The organism is Streptomyces sp. NPDC004788, from assembly GCF_053601115.1.
Genome location: NZ_JBSGBF010000066.1, coordinates 27,980 through 44,773 on the forward strand (window position 1 = coordinate 27,980; position 16,794 = coordinate 44,773).

At 73.5% G+C, this 16,794-nt stretch carries 15 protein-coding genes and 2 tRNA genes; 3 read left to right on the forward strand and 14 right to left on the reverse strand.

Translation table 11 applies throughout. The features are described 5' to 3' along the window. Nucleotides 1-5 precede the first annotated feature (5 nt). From ACWEJX_RS25665 to ACWEJX_RS25720, 12 genes are all read right to left on the reverse strand, one after another. Nucleotides 6-791, reverse strand: a complete 786-nt coding sequence (locus tag ACWEJX_RS25665; RefSeq protein WP_451609753.1) for a TetR/AcrR family transcriptional regulator — start codon at nt 789-791, stop codon at nt 6-8. A 39-nt stretch (nt 792-830) separates the two neighbouring features. After that, nucleotides 831-2,354 (reverse strand): MFS transporter, encoded by a 1,524-nt coding sequence (locus tag ACWEJX_RS25670; RefSeq protein WP_451609754.1) that lies wholly within the window; start codon nt 2,352-2,354, stop codon nt 831-833. 91 nt (nt 2,355-2,445) lie between these two features. Further along, nucleotides 2,446-4,599: a glycosyltransferase family 39 protein gene (locus ACWEJX_RS25675; RefSeq protein ID WP_451609755.1), complete on the reverse strand. Its 2,154-nt coding sequence runs from the start codon at nt 4,597-4,599 to the stop codon at nt 2,446-2,448. After that, nucleotides 4,596-5,858, reverse strand: a complete 1,263-nt coding sequence (locus tag ACWEJX_RS25680; protein ID WP_451609756.1) for a glycosyltransferase — start codon at nt 5,856-5,858, stop codon at nt 4,596-4,598. The genes ACWEJX_RS25675 and ACWEJX_RS25680 overlap by 4 nt, the downstream gene beginning before the upstream one ends. Nucleotides 5,859-6,002: 144 nt before the next feature. Beyond that, entirely contained in the window at nt 6,003-7,541 is a 1,539-nt protein-coding gene (locus ACWEJX_RS25685; RefSeq protein WP_451609757.1) for a sensor histidine kinase, read from the reverse strand. A 6-nt stretch (nt 7,542-7,547) separates the two neighbouring features. Continuing rightward, complete coding sequence (locus ACWEJX_RS25690) at nt 7,548-8,324, reverse strand: response regulator transcription factor (protein WP_451609758.1); 777 nt, start codon at nt 8,322-8,324, stop codon at nt 7,548-7,550. 19 nt (nt 8,325-8,343) lie between these two features. Further along, a complete protein-coding gene (locus ACWEJX_RS25695; protein ID WP_451609759.1) occupies nt 8,344-9,285 on the reverse strand; it encodes an amidohydrolase family protein in 942 nt (313 codons plus the stop codon). Beyond that, on the reverse strand, nt 9,272-9,607 hold the full coding sequence (locus ACWEJX_RS25700; protein WP_451609760.1) for an antibiotic biosynthesis monooxygenase family protein: 336 nt from the start codon (nt 9,605-9,607) through the stop codon (nt 9,272-9,274). Before ACWEJX_RS25700 ends, ACWEJX_RS25695 begins: the two co-directional genes overlap by 14 nt. Before the next feature lie 207 nt (nt 9,608-9,814). Next, nucleotides 9,815-10,678 (reverse strand): DUF2797 domain-containing protein, encoded by an 864-nt coding sequence (locus ACWEJX_RS25705; RefSeq protein ID WP_451609761.1) that lies wholly within the window; start codon nt 10,676-10,678, stop codon nt 9,815-9,817. A gap of 67 nt (nt 10,679-10,745) precedes the next feature. Next, entirely contained in the window at nt 10,746-11,585 is an 840-nt protein-coding gene (locus ACWEJX_RS25710; RefSeq protein WP_451609762.1) for a BRO-N domain-containing protein, read from the reverse strand. A 56-nt stretch (nt 11,586-11,641) separates the two neighbouring features. Next, nucleotides 11,642-12,277: a histone deacetylase gene (locus ACWEJX_RS25715; RefSeq protein WP_451609763.1), complete on the reverse strand. Its 636-nt coding sequence runs from the start codon at nt 12,275-12,277 to the stop codon at nt 11,642-11,644. An 11-nt stretch (nt 12,278-12,288) separates the two neighbouring features. Then, on the reverse strand, nt 12,289-12,858 hold the full coding sequence (locus ACWEJX_RS25720; RefSeq protein WP_451609764.1) for a hypothetical protein: 570 nt from the start codon (nt 12,856-12,858) through the stop codon (nt 12,289-12,291). 37 nt (nt 12,859-12,895) lie between these two features. On the opposite strand from ACWEJX_RS25720, the gene ACWEJX_RS25725 reads away from it, so the two are divergent. Next, nucleotides 12,896-13,273: a hypothetical protein gene (locus ACWEJX_RS25725; protein ID WP_451609765.1), complete on the forward strand. Its 378-nt coding sequence runs from the start codon at nt 12,896-12,898 to the stop codon at nt 13,271-13,273. Between the two features lie 118 nt (nt 13,274-13,391). On the opposite strand, the gene ACWEJX_RS25730 is transcribed toward ACWEJX_RS25725, so the two are convergent. Both ACWEJX_RS25730 and ACWEJX_RS25735 read right to left on the reverse strand, forming a co-directional pair. Further along, nucleotides 13,392-13,464, reverse strand: a tRNA-Arg gene (locus tag ACWEJX_RS25730). Between the two features lie 315 nt (nt 13,465-13,779). Continuing rightward, nucleotides 13,780-13,870 (reverse strand) — tRNA-Ser (locus ACWEJX_RS25735). Between the two features lie 245 nt (nt 13,871-14,115). On the opposite strand from ACWEJX_RS25735, the gene ACWEJX_RS25740 reads away from it, so the two are divergent. Next, nucleotides 14,116-14,583 carry an SSI family serine proteinase inhibitor gene (locus tag ACWEJX_RS25740; protein ID WP_451609766.1) on the forward strand — a complete coding sequence of 156 codons (468 nt, stop codon included), beginning with the start codon at nt 14,116-14,118 and terminating at the stop codon, nt 14,581-14,583. Nucleotides 14,584-14,782: 199 nt separating this feature from the next. Next, nucleotides 14,783-16,794 (forward strand): PAS domain S-box protein (locus tag ACWEJX_RS25745; RefSeq protein WP_451609767.1); only part of this gene is annotated, 2,012 nt, incomplete at its 3' end.

Below are 16,794 nucleotides of genomic sequence, written 5' to 3' on the forward strand. Positions count from 1 at the left end.
CTCCGTCATTTCTCCGGAGCCTCCTCCGTACGGCTCCGCTCGACCATGACCTCGATGCCCGCCACCAGCACGTCGAGCGCGTAGTCGAAGTCCCGGTCCCAGATCTCGGTGACGCTGCCGTGCGACTGGCGCTCGTCGAGGATCTCGGTCATCTCCTCCAGGGCGCCCATGAAGCTCTCGTCCTCGCGGAACGCCTTCAGCGAGTCCAGGTAGTACTGGTCCTGCGACATCCCGGCCTGCTGCGCCACCCGGCTGAACTGGCCCTCGATCGTGCCGTAGCCGTAGACGAACTGGAAGACCGCCGACATCGCGCTCGGCTGGCGCGAGATCGGCAGTCCGGTCTCCCGGATCGCCTCCTGGATCTTGACGCCGACGGCGAGCGCGTTCGGGCCGATGTTGAGGTACTGGCCGGCGACCGCCGACATCCAGGGGTGGCGCACCAGCATCCGCCGGTAGTCGAGCGCGAGCGCCCGGATCCGGTCCCGCCAGCCGCCGACGCCGGCCACCGCGGCCAGGTCGATCTCCCCGTACACCGTGTCGATGGCGTACTCGATGATGTCGTCCTTGGTGTCCACGTACCAGTAGAGGGACATCGCCGTGACGTTCAGCTCGGTCGCGAGCCTGCGCATCGACAGCTTGGCCAGGCCCTCCTCGTCGAGCATCCGGATCGAGGTGGCGACGATCCGGTCCCGGTCGAGCCCGGCCGGGCCGCCGCCGCTGCGGGCGGCCCGGTTCTCCAGCCAGACGCTGGAACGCGCCGGGTTCTTGGCCCTGTCCGCTGCCTTCACCATGGTCGCGTTCCTCCGTCTGCTCAGTGGTTCCCGACCATGCTAGGCAGCCATCTCGTGCTGCTTCGCCCGCTCCTCCGCCCGCTCGGCCCGCTTGAGCAGGGCTGCGGCGACCAGACCGCCGGCGAAGACGGCGACGGCGCCGACCAGCTGGCTGGTCTGGAGACCGGTGGCGAAGGCGTCGTGGATCTGGGCGCGCTCGGCGTCGCCGCCCGCCGCGGCCAGGGCGGCCGGGAGGGAGGTCGCGGTGACGGTGACGAGCGCGGCGAAGCGGGCGTTGAGGACGGCGCCGAGGATGGCGACGCCGAGGCCGTTGCCGAACTCGGCGAGGGTGCCGTTGACGCCGGCACCGACGCCGGCCTTCTCCGGCGGGATGGCGCTCATGATGGCGTTGGCCATGGCCGGGTTGGAGAGCGCGATGCCCGCGCCCATCAGGACCAGGCCGAGCAGCATGCCGCCGTACGAACCGTCGGTGCCGCCGCCGAGCACGGCGATCGAGGTCAGACCAGCGGCGACGAGCGACAGCCCGAGCGCTACGGCCGGCGGCGTGCCGATCTTCATGACGAGCTTCGGGCCGATGCCGGAGAGGTTGAGCACGACGATGGTGAGCGCGAGCGGCGCCATCCGCAGACCGGCCTCCAGCGGCTCGTAACCGAGCACGAACTGCAGGTGCTGGGTGAGCAGGAAGAGCGAACCGCCCATGCCGAGCATCACCAGGATCGCGCCGGCGACCGCGCCCACGAACTTCTGGTTGCGGAAGAAGTGCATGTCGAGCATCGGGTAGGGGATGCGCAGCTCCCACCACGCGAAGGCGGCGAGCACGGCGACGCCGATCGCGGCCGGGACGAGGACCTGCGCGGAGGTCCAGCCGTGGGTCGGGCCCGAGATGATCGCGTAGACGACCGAGGCCATGCCGATGGTGGAGAGCAGCGCGCCGAGCAGGTCCGGGCGCTCGCCCTGCGGGTTCTTCGACTCCGGGACCAGCTTGAGCACGGCGACCAGGCCGATGACGGCGACCGGCAGGTTGACGAGGAAGATCGCTCCCCACCAGAAGTGGTTCAGGATCGCGCCGCCGATCAGCGGGCCCGCGGCGAAGCCGAGGGAGCCGATGGTTGCCCAGACGGCGATGGCCTTGACCCGCTGCGAGTCGTCGAAGATCTGCATGACGACGGCGAGCGTGGTGGTCATCAACAGCGCCCCGCCGACGCCCATTCCGGCGCGCGCGGCGATCAACTGGGCGGTGGATCCGGCCAGTCCGGCGGTGAGCGAGCCGAGGCCGAAGAGCGCGAGGCCGAGGGCCAGGAGCTTCTTGCGGCCGTAGCGGTCGGCGGCGTTGCCGGCGGTGAGCAGCAGGCCGGACTGGACGAGCGAGTACGCGTTGATCATCCACTGGATGTCGCTGGTGGACGCGTGGAGTTCGGCGGTGAGGGAGGGGATGGCGACGCTGAGCACGGTGTTGTCGAGCAGCACGGTCAGCTGGGCGAGGCAGATGACGCCGAGGATCAGCCAGCGCTGCGGGTGGCCGCCGGTGGCGGCCGGTTCGTTCGCGGCGGTCGACGCCGACATGGCAACTCCTTATACGGTGTACGAGGCGAGTTCTCGTACACCGTATAGGAGCTCTCTTACGCTGTATAGGGGTTTTTTCTCGGAGGCGAGGCTACTTCCTGCTGGTCAGGTCGTAGAAGGTGGCGCTGCCGACGGTGACCTTCTCGAAGGTGGACTCGACCCAGGAGCTGATCGTGCTCCCGCCGCCCATGCCGCCGCCGAAACCGCCGCCGGACGCGATGAAGTAGTGGATCCGCCCCTCCGCCACGTACTGCCTGAACTGCGCGAGGGTCGGCGACGGGTCGCTGCCGTTGAAGCCGCCGATCGCCATCACCGGCTTCTCGGTGGCCAGTTGATAGCCGGCGGCGTTCTGCGAGCCGACGGCGGCGGCGACCCAGGTGTAGGAGTCGGCGTCGGCGAGCAGCTTCCGCTTGGCCTCGGTGCCGACGGTCGGGCCGTTGAGGAGACCGCCGATTCCGCCGGGGCCGCCCTGGTTCTCGCCGCCGGGACCGCCGGGGCCGTTTCCGGAACCGCCGGGGCCGCCTCCGGGCGCACCTCCGGGGCCGCCAGGCGCACCTCCGGGGCCGCCAGGCGCGCCTCCGGGGCCGCCGGGAGCCTGACCGCCCGCCGGGGGCTGCCCCATGCCCTGACCGCCGCCCGGCCCCGGCCCGTACAGGACGAGCATCCGGCCGTTGCCAGGCATCCTCTGCCCGCCGGGGCCGCGCATGCCGCCCGGGCCCGCCGTCACGATCGAGCCCCGGTGGCCCTCCGCGAGCGTGGTGAGGGTGTACGCGAAGGGGCCCGCGAGACCGGCCGCGACGGCGAGGCCCGCCGCCGCGAGGCCGAGCCGACGGTCGATCCGGCCCGCGAGGAGCAGCCCCAGGGCCGCCACGCAGCCGCCGACGAGCACCGGCCAGCGCAGCCACGGCTGCCAGTCGGGCGTACGGCCGAGGAGCAGCCATCCCCACACCGCCGTCACCGCGACCGTCGCCGCCAGGGTCGCCGAGGCGAGGAACCGGTTCCGCTCCTCCCACAGGACCGCCGCGCCCATGCCGATGAGAGCGGCGACGTACGGGGCCATGGCCACCGTGTAGTACTCGTGGAAGATGCCGGCCATGAAGCTGAAAACGCCCGTCGTGAGCAGCAGCGAGCCGCCCCACACCAGGAACGCCGAACGGGCCGTGTCCGTGCGGCCCGCCCGGCAGGTCACCACGAGCCCGGCGACGAGGAGGATCAGCGCGGCCGGGAGCAGCCAGGAGATCTGGCCGCCGAGCTGCTCGTTGAACATGCGCCCGAGGCCCGTCTCGCCCCAGCCGCCACCGGGCCCGCCCCCGGCGCCGCCGCGCCCGGGCAGCTCCATGCCGGCCGGCAGGTCGACCGTCATCCGGCCGGGGCCGCCGCCCTTGCCGCCCCCGCCCACGCTGCCGACCTCGTCGCCGTTGAGCCGGCCGAGTCCGTTGTAGCCGAAGGTGAGTTCCAGGAAGCTGTTCTTCTGCGAGCCTCCGATGTACGGGCGCGAGGACGCCGGCCACAGTTCGACCAGCGCCACCCACCAGCCCGCCGACCCGACCAGCGCGAGCCCGCCCAGGCCGAGCCGTCCGAGCCGCCGCGCCAGGCCGCCCGGCGCGCACACCACGTACACCAGCGCGAGCGCCGGCAGGATCAGGAACGCCTGCAGGGTCTTGGCGAGGAACGCGAACCCGAGCGCCACCCCGGCCCACACCAGCCACCGCGCCGCGCCCTCGTCCAGCTCCAGGGCGCGCAGCACGCAGTAGACGGCGACGGTCATCAGGAGCGCGAGCAGCGCGTCCGGGTTGTTGAAGCGGAACATCAGCGCGGCGACCGGGGTGAGCGCGAGCACCGCGCCCGCGAGCAGGCCGGCGCCCGCGCCGAAGCGGCGGCGGACCGCCGCGTACAGGACGGCGACCGTGGCGACCCCCATCAGCACCTCGGGGACGAGGATCTGCCAGGAGCCGAGCCCGAAGAGCCGGACGGACAGCGCCATCGGCCACAGCGCGGCCGGCGGCTTGTCGACGGTGATGGCGTTGGCCGCGTCGAGCGAGCCGAAGAAGAACGCCTTCCAGCTCTGGCTGCCGGCCTGGACGGCCGCCGAGTAGAAGGAGTTGGCGTAGCCGCTGGCGCCCAGGTTCCACAGGTAGAGGGCGGCGGTGGCGAGGAGCAGGCCCAGGAAGGCGGGCCGCACCCAGGGCGCGTCCTCGGGCCGGCCGCGCCAGAGGCGTCGGAGCCGTGCGTTCGGCGAGTTCATCGAGTGGAGGTCCTTGTACGAGGGGAGCGCTCCGGGAAGACCCAGAGCCGGAAGAGGAGGAAGCGCACGACGGTCGCGGCCAGGTTGGCGACGATCAGCACGGCGATTTCGGTGGAGTGCGCGGGTTCGCCGGTCGCCGCGCCGAGCGCCAGGAGCGAGCCGCTGGTCAGGGCGAGGCCGATGCCGAAGACGACGAGGCCCTGCGCCTGGTGGCGGGCGGCGCGTTCGCGGCCGCGGACGCCGAAGGTGAGGCGCCGGTTGGCGGCCGTGTTGGCGACGGCGGAGACGAGGAGGGCGGCGGCGTTGGCGAGTTGGGGGCCCGCGCCGAGCCGGAAGAGGGAGTAGAGGGCGAGGTAGAAGAGGGTGGAGAGGGCGCCGATCACGCAGAAGCCGACCAACTGGCGGGCAAGACCGCGGGGCACGCCGCTCAGTTCGCGGTCGCGCGGGTCGTCGCCGAAGGGCCGGGCCAGCCGGTCGAGCGGCAGCGACCCGGTCGCGAGCGCCCGCCCGACCCGCAGCACGCCCTTCAGGTCCTCGGTGGCGGTACGGACGATGTGCACGGTCGAGTCCGGGTCGTCGACCCAGTCGACCGGCACCTCGTGGATCCGCAGCCCGGCCCGCTCGGCGAGCACCAGCATCTCGGTGTCGAAGAACCACCCCGAGTCCTCGACCATCGGCAGCAGCCGCTCGGCCACCTCCCGCCGGATCGCCTTGAAGCCGCACTGGGCGTCCGAGAAGCGGGCGGCGAGCGAGCCGCGCAGGATCAGGTTGTAGGCGCGGGAGACGAACTCCCGCTTCGGCCCGCGCACGACCCGGGAGGAGCGGGCGAGCCGGGAGCCGATCGCCAGGTCGGAGTGGCCGGAGATGAGCGGGGCGACGAGCGGCAGGAGCGCGTTGAGGTCGGTGGACAGGTCCACGTCCATGTACGCGAGGACCGGCGCGTCCGAGGCCGACCAGACCGTACGGAGGGCCCGGCCGCGGCCCTTCTCCTCCAGCCGTACGGAGCGGACGGCGTCCGGGAGGCGGGCGGCGAGCGCCCGGGCCACGTCGGGGGTGGAGTCGGTGGAGGCGTTGTCGGCGACGGTGATGCGGAAGGCGTACGGGAAGGTGCGGGAGAGGTGGTCGTGGAGCCGCAGCACGCACGGCTCCAGGTCCTTCTCCTCGTTGTAGACGGGGATCACCACGTCGAGGACGGGCCGGCGGCTGGGACCGCCGGCCGCGCCCACGGGAAGGTGCTCCCGCGCGGGAAGCGTTCGCATGACGGAGAGCCTCGGCGGGGCGGCTGTCATGACCGTGTGCTGAGGCTGTGGCCGGCCTGTGAGTTCAGCGGCCACGCGGGATTCTCACGGCCGGCCCGGGAGCCTCACGGACGGCGCGGGAGCCTCACGGACGGCGCGGGAGCCTCACGGACGGCGCGGGAGCCTCACGGCGAAGAGGGTGCGGCCGGGCGCGCTGTCGACGGTCACCTCGCCGCCGTGGGCGAGGGTGACGGCCCGGACGATGGCCAGGCCCAGGCCCGTACTGCCGGCGCTTCCGTCGGCCCGGGACCGTGAGGCGTCGCCGCGCGCGAACCGTTCGAAGACGGAGGGCAGGAGGTCGGCCGGGATGCCCGGTCCGTCGTCCTCGACCTCCACGACCGCGTGGCCCGGGGTCTCGCGCAGGCGGGCGGTGACGGTGGTGCCGGGCGGGGTGTGGGTGCGGGCGTTGGCGAGCAGGTTGACCAGGACCTGGTGGAGCCGGGCGCCGTCGGCGGGGATCTTCACCGCGGCGTCGCCCTCGGGGAGTTCGAGGCGCCAGTGGTGGTCGGGTCCGGCGGCGCGGGCGTCGGAGAGGGCGTCGACGACGAGCAGGGCGAGATCGGTGCTCTCGTACGAGAGCGGGCGTCCGTTGTCGAGCCGCGCGAGCAGCAGCAGGTCCTCCACCAGGCCCGTCATGCGGACGGCCTCGGACTCGATCCGCCCGAGCGCGTGCCGGGTGTCGGGCCCCTGCTCCTCGCGGCCGCGCCGGGTCAGCTCCGCGTACCCGCGGATCGAGGCCAGCGGCGTGCGCAGCTCATGGCTGGCGTCCGCGACGAACTGGCGGACCCGGGTCTCGCTCCGCTGCCGGGCGTCGAGCGCCGCATGCACGTGGTCCAGCATGTGGTTGATCGCCGCGCCGACCTGCCCGACCTCCGTACGCGGATCCGCCTCGGCCTCCGGCACCCGGTGGTCGAGCGCCACCTCACCGCTGTGCAGCGGCAACCGCGCGACCTGCGCCGCCGTCGCCGCCACCCGCCGCAGCGGCCGCAGCGCGACCCGTACGAGCACCGTCCCGGCGAGCGAGGCGGCGACCAGCCCGGCGGCGGTCACGCTCAGCTCGACGACGACGAGGGTGGAGAGGGAGTCCTGGAGGCCGGTGAGGGGGATGCCGATGAGGAAGTCGCCGTTCTTGCCGGTCCCGTACACCACCCGGTAGTCGCCGAGGCCGCCCGGCAGCGCCACGGTGTGCGGGTCGGCGTCGCGGGGCACGGCCGCGAGGGCGGCGAGCTGCCCGGCGTCGAGCTGCCGGCGTACGTACAGCGGCCCGTACACCCCTTCCGGCGGCGCCACGGAGACGTCCGCGGACGTCACCTCCCCGTCCACCACCCGGGCGCCGACCGTCCCGAGCGGCGCGCCGGGCCCGATGACGAAGCCCAGCGGGGTCCCGGAGCGGCCGGGACCGGGACCGGGGCCCGGACCGGGCGCGGAGGCCGGCGGCCCGGCGGCCCGGTTGGCGACCTCCTGCACCTGCCGGTCGACCTGCTCGTACAGGTACGACCGGAACGCGATCGTCGTCACCGTCCCGATGACCGCGCAGACGACCGCGATCAGGCCGACGGCGGAGAGGACGAGGCGGGTGCGCAGCGACCAGGGGCGACGGCAGGAGCGAACGCAGGGGCGACCGCCCGCTCTGAGGGACTTCACAGGGGGCTACTCCGCCGCCTTGATCAGATAGCCGGCCCCGCGCCGGGTGTGGATCATCGGCTCGCGCCCGGCGTCGATCTTCCGCCGCAGGTAGGAGATGTAGAGCTCGACGACGTTCGCCTGGCCGCCGAAGTCGTACGACCACACCCGGTCCAGGATCTGCGCCTTGCTGAGCACCCGGCGCGGGTTGCGCATCAGATAGCGCAGCAGCTCGAACTCGGTGGCGGTGAGGTGGATCGAGTCGCCGCCCCGGGTCACCTCGTGGCTGTCCTCGTCCAGGGTGAGGTCGCCGACCGTGAGCAGCGACTCGCTGCGCGCCTGCGCGGCCCCGGAGCGCCGGATGAGCCCGCGCAGCCGGGCCACCACCTCCTCCAGGCTGAACGGCTTGGTGACGTAGTCGTCGCCGCCCGCCGTCAGCCCGGCGATCCGGTCCTCGACGGCGTCCTTCGCCGTCAGGAACAGCACCGGCACGTCGGGCAGCTCGCGCCGCAGCCGCCCGAGGACCGAGAGCCCGTCCATGTCGGGCAGCATCATGTCGAGCACGACGACGTCGGGCCGGAAGCTCCGCGCGGTCCGCAGCGCGCCGGCCCCGTCGCCCGCGCTGTGCACCTGCCAGCCCTCGTAGCGCAGGGCCATCGAGAGGAGCTCGGCGAGCGACGCCTCGTCGTCGACGACGAGGACGCGGACGGCGGAGGCATCGGCGGCGGTGCGCGAAGTGGTCCGCGAGGTCCGCGAGGTGGTCCGCGAGGTGGTCCGCGAGCGGGAAGTGGTCGCAGCAGTCATGCGACCAAGGTGTCCACGGCTAGTGAGACGTTTCTTTCGCTTCCCTGTGAATTTCCTGAGAAAGCGGAAGAGCGGAGAGGCGGAACAGCCGCACGGCGTTGTCGTGGCAGACCGCCCGGAGCCAGTCGTCGCCGAGGCCGAGCCGTTCGAGGGCGTGGAGCTGGTGGACGTACGGATAGGGGATGTTGGGGAAGTCGGTGCCGAGCAGGATCCGGCCGGCCTGTTCCCCGAGGACCTCCAGCCGCTTGAGTTCGCCCGCCGGGAAGGGCGCGAGCTCCTCGGCGAAGTCGGTGAAGGCCATGGTGGTGTCGAGGTGGACGCCCTCGTACCGCTCGGCGAGGTCCAGGAACTCCCCGTACTCCGGCATCCCCATGTGCGCGACGATCAGCCGCAGGCGGGGATGGCGGGCGAGGAGCGCCGCGACCGGCGCCGGGCCGGTGTGCGCGCCGGGCGCGGGACCGGACCCGCAGTGGATGACGACGGGCGTCACCGTCTCCTCGAGCAGCCCCCACACCTCGTCGAGGAGCGGGTCGCCCGGGTCGAAGCCGCCGACCTGGACGTGCACCTTGAAGACCCGGGCGCCCTCGTCGAGGGCCCGGCGGACGTAGCCGGCGGCCCCGGGCTCGGGGAAGAGGGTCGCGGTGTGCAGACAGCCGGGGGTGCGGGCGGCGAAGCCGGCGGCCCAGTCGTTGAGCCAGGCCGCCATGCCGGGCTTGTGCGGATAGACCATCGAGGTGAACGCGCTCACCCCGAACTCGCGCAGCAGCTCGACCCGGCGTTCCTCCTCCGCACGGTAGGTGATGGGCCACGGGCGGCCGGTGAGCGGCCCGGCGGAGTCGAAGTAGGCCCACACCTTGTCGAGGACGTTCTGCGGCATGAAGTGGGTGTGGACGTCGACGAGCCCGGGTAGCCCGAGGCGCCGGGCGAAGGCCCGGACCCCCTCGGCCTCACTCGCGGACAAAGCTGTAGCTCCGCTCGACCTTCGCGATGTGCAGGCTGTACGCCTCGTACCACTCGGCGCGGCCGCGCCGCTGGGCGGCGGCGTGCTCCGGGTTCTGCCGCCAGGCCATGAGGCCCTCCTCGTCGCGGAAGTAGGCGACGGTGATGCCGATGCCGCCGGGCGTGCGGGCGGACTCGTAGCCGAGGAAGCCGGGGATGTCCTTGACGACCTCGTTCAGACGGGCGGCGGTCTCGGCGTAGCCCTCGGGGGCGTCGGGCCGGATCGAGGTGAAGACAGCGGTGTAGTAAGGCGGTTCGAGGCCCGCCACCAGGCTCTGGGTCATGTGATCACCCTGCGGGGGCCGGGCGGCCGGTGTCCATGGGAGCCCGGCGAAGGGATCCAAGACTTTACGGTTCAGGACTTCGGCGCTTCGGGGCTTCAGGGCCTCGGGACTTCAGGGCCTCGGGGCTTCAGGGCCTCGGGACTTCGGCGCTTCGGGGCTTCAGGGCCTCGGGGCCTCGGGGCTCCAGGACCTCAGGACCTCAGGACCTCAGAAGAGGGAGTCCTGTCGGTCCTCGCAGGCCAGTGGCACGGTCACGGCCTCGTCGGGTGCGGCGCGGTGGAGGTCCCAGCCCGTGAGCAGCCGGGTGTCGAGGACGACGGTCCGCCCGGCGCGGTCGAGGAGGTGCAGGTCGGGCCCGGCGGCGGCGAGGAGCCGGCCGGCGACGACTCCGCCGTCGACGAGTGCGGTGACCGCGGCGTCGTACGACGTGAGGGCGTCGAGCCCGAAGAGCCGCGCGTGGTCGTGGACCTCGCAGGGCAGCACCTCCAGGGTCTCCGCCCAGGCGGGGACGTCGGTCGCGCGCCCGTACAGCTCGCCGATCTCGCGCGCCCGCTCGGTGGCCGGCGGCAGGGTGTGCCGGACGGCGCGCTTGCGGGCGTACGGGACGCGGTCGGGCACGGCGAGCGCGTGCCGCAGCACCTCCTCCGTGCGCCGCGCGGCCATGAGCGGCCCGCGTCCGAGCCAGCTGAACGCGACCGCGCCCTGTTCGAGCAGCCGGGCGTCGCCGCGCTCCTCGGCGGTGATGCCGACCTTCACCATCCCGGGCCCCGACCACGCGAGGTAGACGCGGTAGGGGCGGGGGTCGTCGGCGATCGTGTCGGCGGCCACGGAGTGCGCCCGGTCGAGCCGCGCGCACTCGGCGCACCGCCCGCCCGTACTGCGCCCGGGCACGACGGCGGCCGTCGGACAGGCGTTGCCGCGGGCGCCGGCGCAGTGCCGCTCGCCCACGGCCCGGAAGGCGATGTCCCGCCCGTACGCGAGCGGGCTGACGCGACCGCCCGCCCAGCGCAGGGCGGGGACGCCGTCGCGCCAGGAGACACCCTTGCTGCGCCACACGCCCATGCCGACCATGCGTCCAGTGTCGTACGCCCCACTGACAACGCTGACAACGCGGACAACGCGGGGTTTCAGCGCGGGTTCAGGGGAGCACGTACAGCAGCCCTCCGTCGGCGCCACCGCTTCCCGCGTACCGCATGCAGCCGCGCTCGACGAGCGTGCGGACGCAGTCGCGGACGCGTTCGGCGGTGAGGCCGGTGCGGCGGGCGACCTCTTCGAGGCGGTAGCGGACGCCGCCGCGGACGAGCGCGGGGGCGAGATAGGCGGCGACGGCGTGGACGTCGGCGCCGACGACGAGGTTGCGGGCGCGCCAGGAGTCGAGGAGTTCCTGGGAGGTGAGGGCGGGGACACCGCGCTGGGCCGGGATCGCCGGGATCGCGGGAAGCGGGATCCGTTGGAGGGACTCGGCGATCCGGTGGAGCTCCCGCCCGGCCTCGCGCAGCAGGGCGGTCTGCTCCTCGTCGAGCCGGAGGTCGCCCTCCTCCAGGCGCACGAGGACGTCGAGGAGGTGCTGCGGCAGGACGAACCCGGCGGCGCGGAGGGGCGAGAGTTCGAGACCGTACGAGCCGTCGCGCTGCACGCCGGCGACGACCTCGGCGACCCATGCCTTGAAGGGCGCGGCGGCGGGGCGGGCGGAGGCGTTGACGAGCTGGACGAGGCCTTCGAGGCAGACGACGCGGGTGGCGGCCTTCAGGCCGGCGTCGTCGCCGTCGCCGCCGGTGGGCAGTTCGGCGACGGTGGTGTGGAGTGCGGGGGCGACATGGGCCCGGAGGGCCTGGCGGGCGCTGGCGTAGCCGAGTTGGCGGGCGGCGTCCACGGCGGGGAACCAGTGCGTCCCGTCCGGGAGCGTGAGCCTGCGGAGCCGCGCTCCGGTGGCGGCGTACACGAAGTCGTCGACGTCGATGGCATCGGTGGCGTTCATCGGACTTCACCTCCGTCTGCACGTTAAGCCGAGGGCATATTCAACTGACATGGAAATCAGCCCGGTTCACCCGAAGGTGTGGGAGCGATCCCAAGAATCTCCTCGACCGACCACCGGCCCACGGCCCCGGGCAGGGCCGCGAGGTAGCCGGCGATCTCGTCGGCGCTCCAGGCGCCGGCCTCCCGCAACCCGGCCACGAGCTGCCGCAGATACGCCTCCGAGGGCTCCCGGTGCTCCACCTCGTCCATCGCCCACGGCGCGGTGAACGTCAGCATCGGCAGCCCGTCGAGCTCCCCGGCGCACACCACCGTCTCGTACCGCCCGGTCCCGAACTCCACCCGCCCGCACGCCACGACCGAGGCCAGATCCAGCTCCCCGTCCCCGTCCGCGCCCCCGCCCCCTCCCGCTCCCGCCCCCACCTCCCGGTACATCTCCTGCGTGACGATGTCCGAGAACTGCCCGGCGGTCAGCAGATGTGCCCGCGCCCACACGACCCCGTCCGCCCCCGGGTCGTAGAACCCGCGCCCGCCGCCCCACACCGCCGACTCGGTCGCGAAGTACACCGCCCCGGGCACCACCACCGCCCGCGACTCCCGCGGCGCGCACCGGTCCCGGCACTTCGCCAGGTAGCGGCTGAGCCGCGCCCCGCACATGTTCGACCCGTAAGCGACGTACCAGACCTCGGCGACCATGCCGCCGGACGCTACCGCCTGGGACGACGGCGCTTGCGGTAGCCGTAGGAGGGCGGGCGTGGCGGCCGCCGGGCGGGCACGGCCCTGTCGAAGGGATCCCAGCCGTTCTCGGCGAGGGCCGTCCGCCGGTCCCCGACGCGCCTTGCCAGGACGACGCTCGCCACGGCGACGACGAGGGTGAGGAGGGTGGTCATCAGGGCGCTCACGACCGCCCCCGCCACGTCCGTCACCCCGACCCGCACGCACGTGCCGTCGCCGCCCCGCCGCACGTCGAACGCGTCCCCCACCGCCATGCTGTCCGCTCCGGGCGAGCTCATGCTGCCCCGCGCGACCGTTCGCCCGTCGTCGGAAGTGAACGTCCCCGTACAGACGGTCCGCGGCCCCCCGCGCCCGCCCCCCTCCTTCGTGCAGGCCGTGGCGACGAACCGCCCCGGCTCCCCGCCGAACCCCATCCCGACCCCGGCCTCGCCCCACAGCCGCACGGCCAGCAGCACCCCGGACACGGTGACCGCCGCCCCGACCAGCAGGACGAACCCCCGCGCGGCCCACTTCTTCCCCGGCGCCAACTCCCCCTCGTCCACGGGATCGAGGCTAACGCGGGCGTGCGACAGTGGCGCCATGCTTCAGTCCCCTGAGTCCACGCTCTTCGTCCGTGGCACCACCCCGGCCCTCGTCCTCGCCGAGTCCGCCCTCCACGACGCCCTCCCGCCCTTCGTCCTCGCTCCGGACGGCGAGGCCCCGCCCCTCGACGGCTGGGGCCTCGTCCCCAGGCTCACCCTGTGTGTCGTGGACGGCCCGGGCGACCTCGGGGTGATGATCCCGGCCTTCGTCGCCCCGCTCGTCGGGGACGGAGCGATCGCCGACTGGTGCGCGGACGCGGAACACGCGGGCGGCGCGCTCGTCCTCTCCACGCCCACCCTTCCCGCCCCGACAGACGTCCGCGCGGTCGCGCACGACCCCGCGACCCGTGGCGGCTTCGTGCGTCTGCTCGGCTGATCCCGGTTCAGGGCGGCGGCCTCCTCACCGGCCACTGGCGGCCGCGCCGTCCGGCACGTCCGCGGTCCGCCTGCATAACGCGAGAGGCCCGGACTCTCGTCCGGGCCTCTCGACTCTGTGCACTCGGCAGGATTCGAACCTGCAACCTTCTGATCCGTAGTCAGATGCTCTATCCGTTAAGCTACGAGTGCTTGTTTTTAGTTTTTGTCTCCGTTTCCCGGCCTTTCGGCCCGCTGTCCCGGCGACAGGAAGAACATTACATGAGTCCCGGCGTCATGTGAAATCCATTGACCGCACCCCATCTGACCTGCGGAAACGCTCTGCGCGGCGGAGTCACCCGGAGGGGCTGCGACCCGAAGCGGAAGCGTGCCGGGGGCCGGAAACGAGCGGAAAGAGACCGGGGTCACACCATCGCCTCGCGAGGGCATTGCGTGACTACGTGAAGAGGGCACCGCGTGAAAACGATCGAAGCCCCGGCCACAAGGGCCGGGGCTTCGATCGTTCTGCGGAGGCGGAGGGATTTGAACCCTCGATGGGCTTTAAGACCCAAACCGCATTAGCAGTGCGGCGCCATAGACCGGACTAGGCGACGCCTCCATGCACCCCGCGCGTACGCGAGTGGTGCGTGCAGATGATGACACAGACGAACCGTGTGCCACCAATCGCTTATCACCGTACTAGGCGCCGGGGGCCGAGGGCAAAGCCCTGGGCGGACCGCGTGGCCCCGCTCGGCCCCGCTCGGCCGGCGCGTTCCGGTTGCGCAACGGAGCGGGGGCGGGAGCGTTAGGGAGGGAGGAACGCCGCAGGGGCAGGCCCTGCCCCGCCACCCGACAGGAGTCCGCATGCTCAGCCCTCTTCTCCTCGCGACCGTCGCCGCCTCTGCCGTGGGGGTCGGGCCGCTGCCGCCGCTGCCGTTGCTCTCGGCGCCGGCCCCGGCGACCTCGCTGACGGTGAGCATCGAGCGCAGCGGGTACGCGGAGGCGGACGGGACGTTCCGGCTGGAGTGCGGGGGGAGCGGCGGGAACGGGGGGAACGGAGGGACGGCGGCGCCGGGCGGGACGCATCCGGCGGCGGAGAACGCGTGCAAGCGGCTCGAACAGCTGACGCGCGCCGGCGGGGGCGCGGACGATCCGTTCGCGGCGGTGCCGGAGGGGCAGATGTGCACGGAGCAGTACGGCGGCCCGGCCACCGCGCACATCACCGGGAACTGGCAGGGGCGGACCGTCGACGCCCGCTTCTCCCGCGTGAACGGCTGCGAGATCGACCGCTGGGAGAACCTCCGCCCCGTCCTTCCGCACGTCAAGGGCTGATCACCAAACCCGCACCCCGTGTCCCCAGGCGGAGGGCCGTCCTCCCTTAGACTCCCTCCGTGACAGGCCGGGGCCCCCGGCGGCAAGATAGGGGCCCGTCGGCCCCCGTCACTGGCACCAGGCACCACGCACCAGGCACACGCACCAGGCAAGGGCTGCAGGCAACATGCAGGCAGTGGGTTCAGGGAGGAAGCGTCTCGTGAGCAGCAGGCCATCCCGAGGCGCTGCTCGCCTCGCCGCCATACTCGACGCGCTCCCCGACGGCCTCGTCCTCGTCAACTGCAACGGCACGGTCGTCAACGCCAACACCATCGCGCTCGGCATGTTCGAGACCCCCGGCACCGCGCTCGTCGGGCGCGGGCTGCTCGATCTGCTGCCGGAGTTCGACTCGCGGCTCATCCCCGGTTCGATGCGCCGGCCCGACCCGGCCGACGACCGGGGCCGCACCCGCCCGAGCCGGATGGTCGCGCGCCGCACGGACGGCAGCGAGTTCCCGGTCGAGGTGACCAGCGCCAGCCTGGAGGACGGGCGCGAGGCGTACGACTCGTACAGCGGCTACACCGGCGACGAACTCCTCATGCTGGTCGTACGGGACCTCACCGGCACCGTCGACACCGAGGCCGAACTCGCCCGCTCCCAGCGCCAGACGGAGATGATCCTGCGCGCCGCGTCCGAGGGCGTCGTGGGCACGGACACCGAGGGCCGCGTGGTCCTCGTGAACCCGGCCTTCGCGCAGATCCTCGGCTACCGCGCCGGCGAGCTGGGCGGCGCCGAGCTGCACCCGCTGATCCTCGCCAAGCGCCCGGACGGCACCGAGTTCCCGTACGAGGAGTCGCCGCTCGCCGACACGCTCAAGTCCGGGCGCAAGCACCGCGTCCGCGGCCAGGTGCTGTGGGCGAAGAACGGCGACCGGGTGCCGGTCGACCTGACCACCGCGCCGGTACGGGACGGGGACCAGCTCGTCGGCGCCGTCATGACCTTCACCGACCGCAGGCCGTACGAGCAGCTGGTCGAGGAGCACGCCGTCGAGCTCGCCGACCGCGCCGAGCGGTACTCGACCGAGCTGGAGCAGCAGAAGGAGCGGTACGAGGCGCTCGCCGCCCGGCACGAGCAGCTGACCGCCGTGCTCGCCGAGTCGCTGCGCGGGCCCCTGGAGGAGCTGCGCACCGAGCTCGGCACCCTCGCCGCCGACGACGCCGGGCAGCTGTGGCCCGAGGCCAACCAGGTGCTGCACCATCTGGCCGCCGGCTACACCCGGATGACCACCCTCGTCGACAACGTCCTCGGCTACCAGCGCCTCGACTCCGGCGCCGAGGAGCTGGAGAAGGCCCCCGCCCTGCTCCACGGCATCGTCACGGGCGGCATCGACGCGGCCGTCGAGCTGATCGGGCCCGGGCGGGCGCAGTTCGCCGTGCACGCGCCGCCGATCGAGGCCGAGGTGGACGCGGCACGGCTCACCACCGCGCTCGCGCACCTCGTCGCGGACGTGGCCGGCGTCGACGCCACCGGCAAGAGCAAGGCCGCGCCGGGCGAGGCGTCCGGCGACTCCACGATCGTCGTCGCCGCCGCCCAGCGCGGTGACGTCGTACGGATCGAGGTCCGCGGCCCGTACACGGGCGGCGACCCCGTCCACCAGCCCGTCGTGCGCGGGATCGTCGCCGCGCACGGCGGTGTCGTGCAGACCCACGAGGTGCCGGGGACGACCGGCGGCGCGTACGTCGTCGAGGTTCCCCTCGGCGCCGGACGCGGGACCGTCCCCGCGGAGCCCGAGCCGGAGCCGGAGCCCGCGAAGGAGGAGGGCTCCGAGCAGCTCGCGCTGCCCCCCGTTCCCTCGCTGCCCGCGCAGGCGTCCGCCGACGCCACTCTCGGCAGCGGGCGCCGGCGCGCCCGCCGGGCCTCCACGGACGCGTTCCTGGAGAGCCCGCTCGCCCCGGAGACCGCCCGGCCGACCGGGCGCCGCCGCGGCCGCATGGACGACACCCCGGCCGCCGGTACGCCCCATGAGCTGATCCCCGCCCAGAACACCACCGGTACGGATCCCTCCGGGACCGGGCGGCGCCGTGGCCGGCCCGCCGAGGGCGCCGTCGTGACCGCCGCCGAGGGCGCGCAGGCCCGGCCGGCGCTCGGCGCGGCCGTCCCGCCGCAGGGCGTGCCCGTCGAGACCGCGCCCGTGCCCGCCCCGGCGCTCGCGCTGCCCGCCGTCGCGTCGGC